The sequence below is a fragment of the Paenibacillus sp. GYB006 genome (genome assembly GCF_036577645.1).
Lineage (GTDB): Bacteria > Bacillota > Bacilli > Paenibacillales > Paenibacillaceae > Paenibacillus.
Genome location: NZ_JARBDA010000002.1, coordinates 544,499 through 557,216, shown reverse-complemented (window position 1 = coordinate 557,216; position 12,718 = coordinate 544,499). Strand labels below are relative to the sequence as shown.

Here is a 12,718-nt window from a genome sequence, read left to right as displayed (position 1 = left end):
CAAACATACCTAGTTAATAACAGCCGACCTGTTATTTTCTTTTCCGTCAACACGTGGGGCAATAAAACCAGGAGCAGTCTACTACTTCCTGGTTTTGATTTTTACCTACCCAATAGCGTACTCACTTTGCTGCACAACCTTTAGCCACTCATTAGCAATAAGCTCGTGTCCCGCAGCGGTCGGGTGAATTCCATCCCACATCCAATATTCAGGGGTCACTTTGTCTGCTGCCTGATCAAATACCTCTTGCAGAGGGATAAATAAGGTATGGTATGTATGTGAGAGTTCCCTAACGATAGAGCGATACTCATCTGTCTTTTTACGCAGCTCTGTCCAGTTATTTGCTGTTAACTCTGTTTGAAGAATAAAAGGCTCACATAGCACCAATCCTGTCTGAGGAAGCACTTCTCTTGTTTCGCTCAGCAACTGGTGATAGATTCGTTCAAAACGGTCTGTAGCTCCGCGTGGATCACCAGAAATAAGGCTCGTTGCATCATTAACACCAATAAGAATACTAATCAGGTCAGGTTGTAAACTAATCGTATCTTCATTCCAACGTGCATACAGATCGGAGACTCGATTTCCACTAATCCCTCTATTTATAAAATGAGGCTGGCTTGCTGCAAACTCCGCTCCTAACTGGCTTGCAAGAAGATATACATAACCATGTCCAAGAATATGATTCAGGTCCATATCTCGTCCCCAATTCCCATCGGTAATGGAGTCTCCTTGAAATAAGATCGTTTTTCTTTTTCTCTCCATAAGTCCCCTTCTCTCCATTCAGCAGGTATAATTTGAATAATTATCTTTATATTGTACAGAATCCCAGTCGTTCTTGACTAGGATAGATTTTCTCAAATACAAAAAACTCATCGTCTCCCTTGAGGCAATGAGTTTTTTAAACGCTGAGGACGGTTATTTTATAACCCTTTAGAAACCTGCTGTCCAGCCACCATCCGCAGCAAGCACCGCACCATTTACGAAGCTCGACTCATCCGATGCTAGAAATAGAGCGACCCCAGCAATTTCTTCTGCTTGCCCAATGCGAGGGATAGCGCCTTGTGTAACTTTTGTTCTCGAAGCTCCAAACTCATTCACGTTCTTTATTGTAGAAGAAATATTAGTCATTGTTGCACCCGGAGCAATCGCATTACAACGAATACCTTTCTGTGCATACATAAAGCCCGTATTTTTCGTAATCCCAATAACGGCATGCTTGGACGCTGTATAAGCTGCACCTGCATGAGCTCCGCTAAAACCGCCTGTTGAAGCTGTATTTATAATGATTCCTCTTCCTTTATCCAAAAAGATCGGAAGTGCTTTACGGATTGCGCGCATAACACTTTTCGTATTGACATCAAAAATGAGATCCCAGCTCTCATCGTTAACATCACCGACTGGACCCATATTATCCATAATACCTGCGTTGTTCACTAAAATATCAAGTGTTCCAAATTCGTTAACTGCCGTATCAATCATTTCATTAATATCGTTCAGATCGGCAACATTGGTTTTTACAGCAATCGCTTTTCCGCCATTGGCCTCAATACCTGATGCGACCACTTCTGCACCTTCGATGTTCAGGTCTGACACAACAACGCTTGCTCCCTCTTTCGCATATAACTCTGCAATTGCTTTCCCCATACCTGATGCAGCTCCGGTAACGACCGCAACTTTACCTTCCAAACGCATGACAATCCCTCCAGCCATTTATTGAACACTTGTTCATTTAGATTATAGAGGGTATGGAATGTTTGTCAATAAAAGAAGGTGCTAGTTACCTAGACGATCAATTGTCTTTCCTAATAAAAACTTCCTTTTTGCAAGATGAAATAACTTCGTTTTAGAAAGTAGTGGTGCAGATGCGATCACCCATTTTTTCGTCCATCTTGGAGCTTTAATAATGGCCTTCGCGATCAATCCCTGCATCCGGTGGACCATCATCACTTCTTTCGCTCGTAAAGCGGTTAAAGACTCTACTTCTCTAAAATCGAGATCCTCATCTTGTATAGACGCATGAATTAAATCCGCTAAAACGGCTGCTGTCTCTGCTGCCAAAGAAATCCCGATTGCGCCTACTGGAGACGAGCAATGAGCGGCATCTCCAATGAGTACACAACCTTTTTTATACCATTGATCAACAAAGAATACATCGGCTTTTAAGGTAACAAAGGACTTAAAATCAGTAATCTCACGCAGCGGTTCTTGTAAATCTGGGAATACGCTGATTAGTTCCTCAGAGAGGGCACCGATTCCCCTCTGCTTTATTACCTCCCATTCCCCTTTCCTCACTGTAAACCCGATTTGCAGTACGTCACTTGAACTGGGTACAACAATGAAACTGCGATAATTAGTTACTCTGAAAAAAATATCTTTATGCTGATCTTCCTGAATGGGTACGGTGAACCAAATCACATCAAAATCATGATTCTTATATTTATACGTAAAATCACCCAGTTTTCGAATGGTTGAAAAACGTCCGTCTGCACCTACAGTCAGATGGGCATGAATTCGAACTTCTTGTTTCTGAGTAAGAGCAACCACCCCACTGATTCTGTCTTCCTCTGTGATCAATGACTTCACTCTGGCATTAAAAATCATGTGAAAATGATCATACTTTACTGCTTCATCATATAGAGCTTGGAGTAATACAGACTGCTTCATTCGTACGGAAAAAGGTGCTTCTGGCGTATCCTCTGCGTAATCGATAGACGAAATCAGTTTATCCTCGCTCCAGATTTCTCCCGTTAACAGCTTTATATGTTCATACTGGTACAGATGCTGATCCAGTCCTAATTGTTTCATTAATCGAATGAAACGAGGTTGTAACACTTCGCCTCTGAATTTACGTTCAAAATTCGGTTGACTCTCTAGCACCGTCACATGGATTCCTTGCTTAGCTAACAAGAGGCCTAATAGCAACCCTGAAGGTCCTCCGCCAACAATACATACGGTTGTATTCCTATTTTGTGTCATCACATTTTGCTCCCAACATTACTTGCTTTCGGTGTGGATTTATTCACCATCTCTTCATTTTAGCATCTTTACACATGTAATATCATGTAAGATAAAAAAGACGAAGAACTTAGAAGTCCTTCGCCTGGATAGTAAGATTAAACGGTAGTTTTTTCTTTTTTCACTAATGCATGACCTTTACCGGTTGCCATTTTCCCTATCGATGCAATTAACATAATAACACCTAATATAAGCAGAATCGCGAATAGTCCATGGTAAGTGCTAAGAATCGCTGCCTTCTTGGCATTTATATCTGCTATCGTATCGATCTGACTGAGCTGCCCTATCTGTTTTTCATATTGATTTGCATTCAGAAGGTAGAGAAACCACCCAAGGAATGGTGCAAAGACGGCACCTGCATAGTTTCTGATCGTGTGCAGTGAAGCTGAACGACTGGATGCTTGATGTGCATTTCCTGCAAATAAAGTTCCTATTGCGCCTGATATAAAGGTCATACTGAGGCCAAAGCCTAAACAAGCCATTTGGAAATTAAGCGTAGTGAGCGATGCCTCAGGTTGTATTGAGGACCACTTCATACTTACGATAACGGTGAGTATCGAACCTACGATTCCTAGAATTCCTGCTCCCCACCTATCGTAGAATAGAGCGCATAAGATAGCGGATATGACAATGCCTATAAAGAAACAGCAATAAAAATAAGTGAAGTCGATGAATGAAACATTTTTAATCGTTCGCATGTATCCATTAACCCCAACAAAGATAACAATAAGTGAGATATGTCCCGCTGCTGCCATTACTGTACCAAACACAGCCTTGGGCTGGGCTAAAGCACGTATTGGCACAATAGGAAATTCATTTCGACTATCATTATTGAAAAGAAGCGTCATAAGAATTATAGCTATAACGAGAAAAGGCCAAACATAAACGGAATCAAAGCCTTTTTCTTGTAGATTAAGAATAGGAAAAGCGAAGGCTGCCGTCAGAAGACCTAATAAGAGAAGTCCGTTTTTGTTGATCACCGTTTTTTCTTTTTGTTCTGCTTTTTGTTTAGGTAATGTAACAAAACCAACGCAGAGACAAAGCAGTGAGCAAAATATATTAATAATATACAGCCAGCGCCAAGCATCCGTGCTTAAAGATATCGTACCAAATATCGCTCCAATGGCTGACGCACCAAAGAGTCCCACAACGACCGAGAACATGAAGAACTGACGTAAATGGTTCGGAAATGAAAGAAATTTAGCAGACAGGATCGTTAAAAACAGCATCCCCGCACTAAGCCCTTGGATCATCCTTCCGATGATTAACGTGGTTATATTATAGGATAATGCATCAATAATGGTCCCGCACAGAAAAACAAACACAAGGCTAAGATAGAAGTTTCTCAGTCCAAATTTTTTAGAAAAAACACGTCCTAATGGTATGCCAAGTGCAAATGCAAGACTGGATAAACTTGAAGGAATAAGCATCTCCTGCGCACTCAGATGAAGCCCATTCTGAATAACACTTTGTCCAACAGTATAAGAAAGATTAAGAAAATATTGTGGTCCAATCGAAAAGATGGTAAGAATCGACATAATTATGTATTTAGGAATACTTAATTTCTTTGGATTGGTCATCGTTGCCTGATTGCTTTGACTCATATATGTCCTCCTCTAGTTGTCTTACGCCCTAACCTAGTAGAAAATTAAAGATTAGCGTATAGATAAATGAAACCCTCCTAAATTAAAATAACTCACTTTATAAACTAACTTGTAATATACAAGTTGTATGTTACAAGTTATAGTGAGTAAGTTACATTATACAACTTCGTATTATTAAATCAATCACTAAAATTATCCAGTAGTGAAGTTGCTAATTATGTAGATTATTTTTTATTCCATCTTTTGAAATCTCGATTTAAGCGAGTCAAATTGGCTTCTAAGGTTTTTAATTCATCATGAGTCCAATCTTGAAGCACCTTTTCATATACTTCATACCTAGCGCGCTGAACTCTCTGTAGAACTTCTTTCCCCTCCTGCGTAATTTCCAAAAGGCTAATTCGTCCATTATGAGGGTCAGGAAACCGCTGAATGAAATGCTTTGCTTCTAACGTAGCAACTTGTCTGCTTGCTGTGGAAAGACTAAGTTGTAATTTCTCAGCAAGGATATTCATCGCGAGCGGACTATCATTATCCAGTTCGCTAAGCAGAAGATACTCAGAACGATCAAGAACTCCTAGGCGAGGCTTATAAGCGGTTGTAAGACGTACTAGCAATGCGATCTCGTGCTCAATAGTTTGAAGTGGGTCTTGTTTCATGGTTAATCCCTCATTTATACGCATATAGTTGATGAAGATTACATTCTTTCTCTTCTTTCTCTCATCATTCGTTATCGTTATTGTGTCATATTCAAACTCGGGGTACAAGATTAAGCTTCATTTATTCCCCTCCAAGTTCACTCATTTCTACATGATAACATGAGTCTTTATAAGTTGCTGCTTGGAGGGGACAATACTACCCTGTAATGACTATATTAAAACGAATCTAATCAATTTCATTCGAATTACGATTGATCCTTATTAAACAGCAGATCAAGCACTTTTTCATTCGCCTTCCGATTCTTTCCTTTATATGGGTAACAGTGAATATGAATCGCAGGATTGAAGTTGATTTCGATAACGCTGTAATTCGATTCTGTCGCTTGAACATCAACATCATCAATCATCATATCCACTCCGCAGATGGTTGCACCGGCAGCCTTCGCTGATTGAATCGCAATCCGCATATAGCTTTCATCCACCTCATCCGTATAATCAATGCTATCTCCACCTGTACTGATATTCGAGTTTTCTCTTAAATAGATGACTTCCCCTTTTGCAGGAATATCGTTCCATCCTTTATTATGATTCTTCAGAAACATCTCTTCTGAATCTCCAAGCTGAATCTTCTCCAAAGGTGTCTTGTACCCTCTTCCCCGAAGTGGGTCCTTATTCTTCTCGTGAACCAATTCCTGAATGGTATGAACACCGTCTCCGACGACATTGGCAGGAACCCGGTGCAGCACCCCCACAACCTCATCCCCCATCACGAGAAAACGATATTCTTTCCCTGTCATGAATTCTTCAAGAAGAACGGTTCGGTCATGCGTAAAAGCGATCTCGAAAGCTTTATCCATGTCTTCTCTAGAATATTCTTCGTTAAAAATCGTAATACCAAGTCCGAAGTTGGTCGATTTCGGCTTTATCACGATTGGTTTACCTCGGTACATATCATACGATTGTTTAGCTTCGTCTAAACGATGAAACACTTCACCGGACGGAACGCGTATGCCATGCTGAGATAGTACAGCCTTAGTAACGACCTTATTTTCCATAATCAAGACGGTGCTATACGAATCTAACGATGTCTTTGTCGCTTGCTTCACGTATTCCTTATGATTTCCTTTGGTTAATACAACAAAGTTTTCTTCTCGGTCTAGTATTTCAAATTTTATTCCGCGTTTTACCGCCGCTTTTAGAAGAAGTTGAGTGGATAGTTCAAGATCCTCATACCCGGAAAAACGATATCCCGTCAAAATGCTTTGCTCGGCGTATTCTTTCGCTTTTTCGAGATGGTACGTAAGGTACGAAGATTTTTGAATTTCGGACTTCACGATCGAAGCAGCACTAAGTTCTGGATGCATAATTTTTCGTTTCGCATTCTCTAAAATTTGCACATACATCTCTTTCTTAGGGAACAAAAGAGCCACCATCTCTTCCATTTCTTCTATGCAAGTGAGCGCAGTCTCTTTCATCCATTTTTTGCTGTTCTCTTTATCGTGTAAATGACCGGTCATCCCGTTTGTAATTAACTGATCATGATTCAAATCAGCTATCCTTTGATCCTGCTCGCTAAACGGCTCGTCCTTCTTCAGCAACATAAAGAGTAAGAACAAATGAATAAGTCTTAAGGTATCAATACTGATTCCATTCTTATAAAGCGGGTTTAAATCAATGAATCGCAGTTCCAAATAAGCGACTCCATCTTCTAGCAGTTCTTGCAGTGGATCTATGCCTTTTGCGGTTTTGATACGAACCGGGCTATAAAATTCTTTTACACTCAGTAATTCATCTTTCTGAATCAACTCTTTTAAATCACGAACATAATCCTTAGCTGAATCATATGAAACCCTCATCGGTTTTGTATTTCGATAGCCGCATGAACTATTTCGCAGTGAGTTCATATTCGGAAAATAATAGCTTTCGTTATCATCGGAATGTCCTGTTGCTACACAAATATCCATATAAGTTCTATCGAACACAGGGCTTGCCCCCGTTAAATAGATCAACATCCAGCGGTACCGAAGCATGTTGCGAGCTACTTTAAAATAAACCGCATCTTTGAACAATTTGTATTCTTCGCTGCCGCCTTCGATGTGGTGCAATTCGCGAAGAAAACGTTCTTCAAACGAGAAGTTATAATGAATTCCGCTAAGCAGCTGGCGTTTTCGCCCATATTTATCCGCTAGCTCATGACGATATTCATCCGCAATCGGATCGTTCATTTGCGCGATTGGAATTTCATTTTCTTTTGGCAGCATTGGGGGATTGCTGCTCGGCCACAAATATTCTCCCTTCTCCATTAATTCGTGAGATACGATATCTTGCAGCGCTTCTAAAAAATAATAAGCTTCCTCTATCGATTCAAAAGTGGGCGTAATCATTTCCATTTGGCTCTCCGAAAAGTCCGTTTGAATATAAGGATGCTCAAGCTTATTCCCAAAAGCTTCTGGATGAGGAGTTAAGGCAAGCTTTCCTTCTTGATTCACCCTTACATTTTCTTTTTCCAGTCCAAATCGACCTTGGAGCAGCTCTTCTTGTAATGAGTGTTCCCTTAATGTTTGGATGAATTTATGATCTAGTAATCTCATGAATGAACCTTCCTTCTTGTTTTAGATCACCGTTTGTGGAACCGTCATTTTGCGTAAAGATCTTCTAAACCAATAGACGAGAACCAGACCTTTAAACACACTGCTTAGTGCAATTGCCATCCATATCCCATTTAAACCGAAAGGTTCCGATAAAATGATAGCAAGCGGTATTCTTAGTGCTGTAAAAGTGATGCTAAATAGCGGAGGAATATGCGTTTTACCTATTCCATTAAATGCACCCACTGTCATTAGTTCGAGACACATAAACAACTGAGAATAGCCTAAGATTCGCATATAATCCGTTCCAAGAGCGAGACTCTTCGCATCTGATAAGAATAGAGAAAACAGTTGCTCTGGGAATAGTATAAAAATAAGAGAAATAACAATACCGAATACAGAAGTCAGCGAGAGCGCTTTGGCATAACCCTCATGGATACGATCCATCCGCCGGGCCCCATAATTTTGTCCGAAAAAGGCCGCGATCGCACCCTGTAGTCCTCCAATGGTCATATAAGAGATCGATTCGATTTGAATTCCTACTTTTTGAACGGCAATAGCCTCCGCTCCAAAACGTACAATTAATTTGGCAATAATAATTGAAATCATCGTAAAAGTAACGCGTTGGATCGTGATCGGAACCCCCATGCGGATGACTTCTTTTAGAAGCTTGGCATCCCATACAAGTGCTATTGTAACCAGATTAGAATGACGAGTCTGCAAGAAAAATAACAGGGTCACAACGATATTCGCTGTCAGTGTCGCGATAGCAGCCCCTACGACACCCCATCCTTCAAAATTTCCAAAACCGAAGATGAGGAATGGGTCCAAGGCAATATTTAAAATGAGTCCTATCGTATAAATACGAAATGGTTGTTTACTGTTCCCCATAGCATTCAATATCGTAGCGTATAACGTATTCAGTATGGAAAAGACCGTCCCTAAAATAGAAATGAGTAGAAACTGTTTTGCCATTCGTTCCACTTCACTACTTCCAAGATCAAAGAAACCAATCAGCTGATCCTGAGCAAGAAAGACAAAAATCATATACAGTACGCTTAACAAAACAGACATCACAAATCCATTTTTCACATAGGACTTAGCTTTGTCTTCCTGACCCGCTCCCATACAATGAGATACTTTAATCCCCGTACCAATCGTTATCAAGGTAGACAAAGCAATTGCTAAATTGATAAAAAAACTAGCTGTACCAATGGCCGCAACCGGGCCGCTGCCAAGTCTCCCAACCCAGATCATATCCACAATGCCATACGTTGTTGAGATGAAATTCGTCGCAACAATGGGAAGTGCTAATTTCATTAAGGTCGGCATAATTGGGCCTTGAGTTAAATCGTGTGTACCTTTCATAGGTATGTATCTCCTTCCTCCAATTATAAAAAACCGATCACAAGGATCGGCAAAGCAAAACGATATCAATTCTTTTAGGAGATGAACATATAATTACATGTTTATATTACGATTTGCATAATCAAGAATACCACAAGAAAAAAGCTTCTTCAATTGAAGAAGCTGACCTACTAATCAATCAGATTTGCACCAATCATAAGACCCGTATCCCCAGGATCTTTCAAAGATATTTCCGAGATCGCCCAATATTCAGGGTCACCTGCTTTCACAATAGTGAGGACTGCTTTCCCATAATCTATAATTCCATCTGCAGCTACGAGCAGCGGATAGGAAAATGAAATTTGTACTTTATCAGCTGACAAGGTTTTTGTATCCATCTTCGTTACCGTTCCCATATGCGGACTCGATCCGCCTGTAACCCAGGAATTATCTTCAAATTCTTGTTTGGTTTTTTTCTGTAATTCTGAAGTCATCACTGCATACTGAGTTGGACCGCTTCGACGCTGAACTCCGCGAATCCATGTATTTGCTGCTTCTTCCGGTGTTGTTGCAGCAAGCCCGTTCATCAGACCATTTACTTGTCTAGCTAAATGAGTTGCTTCTGGAAGGGTAATATAAATACCGTGGTCTTTGTATGCCACTTCTCCTTTAAACAGCTGCACCATGGTGCGTAAAGAAATCATTGCCGTACCTTCTTCGATTTTTAATTTCCCATAGGAATTTGCATATTCTACATTATTAATATAAATCTGTGGCAAGGATGTCATAGCGACAGCAGAACCAGATATCAATACAAAAGCAGAACACGTCACCATCAAGACTTTGAATCGTTTTTTCATGTCGTATCATTCTCCTGGTATTATTTGTAATATATACATAGTAACATAGTCATTTCTATGAAAGTTACATTCAGATGACATTTAGTTTACATGTCTTACAAGAAAAAAGCCGCCAAATTGGCAGCTAGTATAATAAGCTCTTGTCCCTATTAGAACGTCACTTTTCCTTATAAGAACATCATTAATAGAATGTATTCACTCCTGTGATCGCTATTTTTGTCTTCTACTTATAACCAATGCCTTCATAGTAGTAACCTAATGACTTCATGGTCTCCGCGTCAAGCATATTCCGTCCATCAAAAAGGTTGGGCTGCTTCATTTGCTGATGCATTGATTTCCAGTCTAGTTCTTGGAACATTGTCCATTCGGTACATATGAATACTACATCTGCCTCTTTAAATACATCTTCAGCCATAGGAACAACGGTCAGATGATCATGTGTGAAATCAGCGGGGAGTTTGGCGATCGGGTCATATAGATGAACAGTGGCTTGTTGACCCAGTAAATCCTGAATCAAACGAAGTGACGGAGCTTCACGGATGTCGTCTGTGTCAGGTTTAAATGCTAAACCTAGAACAGCTACTTTCTTGCCTGCAAAATCTCCTAATCTATTCTTTGCTTTATCGAGCAAGTATAGATATTGGCTTTTATTTACGCTTACCACTTGTTCTAATATCTGAAGTTTCATTCCGTTCTCTTCTGCGGTTTGCTGCAGCGCAGATACATCCTTAGGAAAGCAGGATCCTCCATAGCCAATTCCGGCTTGCAAGAATCTTGACCCAATTCTAAGATCAAGACCCATGCCTTGAGCTACCTCTCTGATATCTACATCTAGTCGATCACTTAATCTGGAAAGTTCATTCATATAAGAAATTTTGGTGGCAAGGAATGCATTGGATGCATATTTGATGAGTTCGGCCGTGCGCGGGGTAGTTTCGATGATTTCACAAGTCATAGAGGAATACAGCTGCTGGAGTAATTTTGCCGCTCGGTCACTTTTTGTTCCAATAATAATACGGTCCGGATGTAATGAATCTTCTAATGCCTTTCCCTCACGTAAAAATTCAGGATTAGACGCGACATCATAAGGGTGTGCATGCCGATTCGATTCTGAGATCCATTCCGTCACTTTTTCCTGTGTTCCTACGGGAACGGTACTTTTATTTACGACAAGTTTATAGCCATTCATATGATAAGCCACATCTTCTGCTACCTGTTTCACATAGGATAGATCTGCACTCCCGTCTGGACGTGAAGGAGTTCCCACACAAATAAATATGACGTCACTTTTTTGGATGGCTTCTTTCTTATTAGAAGTGAATTGAAGTTGACCTGAATTGTTATGTTTTATCAGCAGTTCCTTTAAGCCGGGTTCATGAAAATATAAGATACCTTTTTGCAGTTGATTTAATTTCTGCTGATCTGTGTCAAGCCCCGTAACCTTCCATCCCATTTCGGCAAATACCAAAGCTGTTGTTGTTCCCACATACCCTGTGCCAATCAAAAGTATATTCATCCCTGATCTTCTCCTTTTTGTTCGATCCCGACCCAAGTAGAACCTGAGCCAACCACCATCTTCCGAAGGAGGTGCCCTATTTTCTTTAGATGAACATGGCTGAGGAGGATACTATCCTGTATAGAGCAGCCATTTATTGTCGAATTCTCTCCAATTGATACATAAGGACCAATCACCGCATCTTCTATAACACAGTTCTGTTCAATAGAGACAGGTCCAAAAATCGTACTGTTTTTTACAATGACCGAAGGATGAATATTACTCTCATACGGCATTTCTTTCAGCATTTTTCGGTTGGCTGTAATCCATCTTTCTACGGTTCCTACATCAATACTCGATATTTCTGTCTTTTGATAAGCAACGGGATACCCTTCCTGAATCAGCCACTGGATCGCATCCGTGATTTCGTATTCCCCTCTAGCGGAAGGTTTGATCGTTTCGGCTGCCTTAAAGATGGACGATGAAAAAGCATAAGCACCCAGCACAGCAAGATTGGATTTAGGCTTTTGCGGTTTTTCTTCCAGTCTTACAATTTTTGAGCCAGTCACCTCGGCAATTCCATAATCTTGAGGATGATCCACCTCAGCTAACAATAAAGCAGCATCATTTTTCTCAATATCCACTTGATCTTTGAGTATCTCTAGTGAAGTAGAGATTAGATTATCTCCTAGCAGCAATATGAAGGATTCCTCACCAATAAAATCCTTCGCCTGCAAAATTGCATTTGCAATCCCGGCGGGCTTTCGTTGATAGATATACGTAATTCTCATATTTTGTTCGTCTATCTTTTGCACACTTTCTCTGATACTAGATTCCTGAGAAGGATGGATCACGATCCCAATCTCGGTTATGTTTTGATCAATTAATTTATCAATGCATCCGTGAAGCAATGGGACGTTCGCTACAGGAATCAATGTTTTGGGATAAGAAACGGTGAATGGATATAACCGGGTTCCTTTTCCTGCACATAGGATTAGTCCTTTCAAAGGATCGCACACTCCTTTCCATTACTGCATTCTCAATATTCTATGAAAATGAAATAGCTTTGGATTGGATTCTCGTACCTCATAGAAGAAAGAGACATTAGTTAATAGGTTCTAAAAAGGCCCATTCCTTCTCTACGCAGACGGCA

At 40.3% G+C, this 12,718-nt stretch carries 10 protein-coding genes; all 10 read right to left on the bottom strand.

Going from position 1 to position 12,718, the window contains the following annotated elements; all coding sequences use genetic code 11:
* Positions 1-105 precede the first annotated feature (105 nt).
* Positions 106-762 (bottom strand): SGNH/GDSL hydrolase family protein, encoded by a 657-nt coding sequence (locus PV403_RS07990; RefSeq protein WP_213531742.1) that lies wholly within the window; start codon positions 760-762, stop codon positions 106-108.
* A gap of 168 nt (positions 763-930) precedes the next feature.
* Positions 931-1,692 carry an SDR family oxidoreductase gene (locus tag PV403_RS07985; RefSeq protein WP_332084122.1) on the bottom strand — a complete coding sequence of 254 codons (762 nt, stop codon included), beginning with the start codon at positions 1,690-1,692 and terminating at the stop codon, positions 931-933.
* An 81-nt stretch (positions 1,693-1,773) separates the two neighbouring features.
* Entirely contained in the window at positions 1,774-2,976 is a 1,203-nt protein-coding gene (locus tag PV403_RS07980) for an FAD-dependent monooxygenase (protein WP_332084121.1), read from the bottom strand.
* Between the two features lie 137 nt (positions 2,977-3,113).
* Entirely contained in the window at positions 3,114-4,619 is a 1,506-nt protein-coding gene (locus tag PV403_RS07975) for an MFS transporter (RefSeq protein ID WP_332084120.1), read from the bottom strand.
* 224 nt (positions 4,620-4,843) lie between these two features.
* Positions 4,844-5,275, bottom strand: a complete 432-nt coding sequence (locus tag PV403_RS07970; RefSeq protein WP_332084119.1) for a MarR family winged helix-turn-helix transcriptional regulator — start codon at positions 5,273-5,275, stop codon at positions 4,844-4,846.
* 245 nt (positions 5,276-5,520) lie between these two features.
* Positions 5,521-7,866 (bottom strand): bifunctional glutamate--cysteine ligase GshA/glutathione synthetase GshB, encoded by a 2,346-nt coding sequence (gene gshAB / locus PV403_RS07965; protein WP_332084117.1) that lies wholly within the window; start codon positions 7,864-7,866, stop codon positions 5,521-5,523.
* Positions 7,867-7,887: 21 nt separating this feature from the next.
* Complete coding sequence (locus PV403_RS07960; protein ID WP_332084116.1) at positions 7,888-9,231, bottom strand: MATE family efflux transporter; 1,344 nt, start codon at positions 9,229-9,231, stop codon at positions 7,888-7,890.
* Positions 9,232-9,401: 170 nt separating this feature from the next.
* A complete protein-coding gene (locus PV403_RS07955; protein ID WP_332084115.1) occupies positions 9,402-10,070 on the bottom strand; it encodes a hypothetical protein in 669 nt (222 codons plus the stop codon).
* 223 nt (positions 10,071-10,293) lie between these two features.
* Positions 10,294-11,586, bottom strand: a complete 1,293-nt coding sequence (locus tag PV403_RS07950) for a UDP-glucose dehydrogenase family protein (protein WP_332084114.1) — start codon at positions 11,584-11,586, stop codon at positions 10,294-10,296.
* Positions 11,583-12,572, bottom strand: coding sequence for a sugar phosphate nucleotidyltransferase (locus PV403_RS07945; RefSeq protein ID WP_332084113.1), 990 nt, complete (start codon positions 12,570-12,572; stop codon positions 11,583-11,585). Before PV403_RS07945 ends, PV403_RS07950 begins: the two co-directional genes overlap by 4 nt.
* Between the last annotated feature and the right edge of the window lie 146 nt (positions 12,573-12,718).

What these genes read in the sequence shown, in the direction of transcription:
- PV403_RS07990 (WP_213531742.1), bottom strand. Translation starts at nt 762, where the DNA reads ATGGAGAGAAAAAGAAAAACGATCTTATTTCAAGGAGACTCCATTACC.
- PV403_RS07985 (WP_332084122.1), bottom strand. Translation starts at nt 1,692, where the DNA reads ATGCGTTTGGAAGGTAAAGTTGCGGTCGTTACCGGAGCTGCATCAGGT.
- PV403_RS07980 (WP_332084121.1), bottom strand. Translation starts at nt 2,976, where the DNA reads ATGACACAAAATAGGAATACAACCGTATGTATTGTTGGCGGAGGACCT.
- PV403_RS07975 (WP_332084120.1), bottom strand. Translation starts at nt 4,619, where the DNA reads ATGAGTCAAAGCAATCAGGCAACGATGACCAATCCAAAGAAATTAAGT.
- PV403_RS07970 (WP_332084119.1), bottom strand. Translation starts at nt 5,275, where the DNA reads ATGAAACAAGACCCACTTCAAACTATTGAGCACGAGATCGCATTGCTA.
- gshAB (WP_332084117.1), bottom strand. Translation starts at nt 7,866, where the DNA reads ATGAGATTACTAGATCATAAATTCATCCAAACATTAAGGGAACACTCA.
- PV403_RS07960 (WP_332084116.1), bottom strand. Translation starts at nt 9,231, where the DNA reads ATGAAAGGTACACACGATTTAACTCAAGGCCCAATTATGCCGACCTTA.
- PV403_RS07955 (WP_332084115.1), bottom strand. Translation starts at nt 10,070, where the DNA reads ATGAAAAAACGATTCAAAGTCTTGATGGTGACGTGTTCTGCTTTTGTA.
- PV403_RS07950 (WP_332084114.1), bottom strand. Translation starts at nt 11,586, where the DNA reads ATGAATATACTTTTGATTGGCACAGGGTATGTGGGAACAACAACAGCT.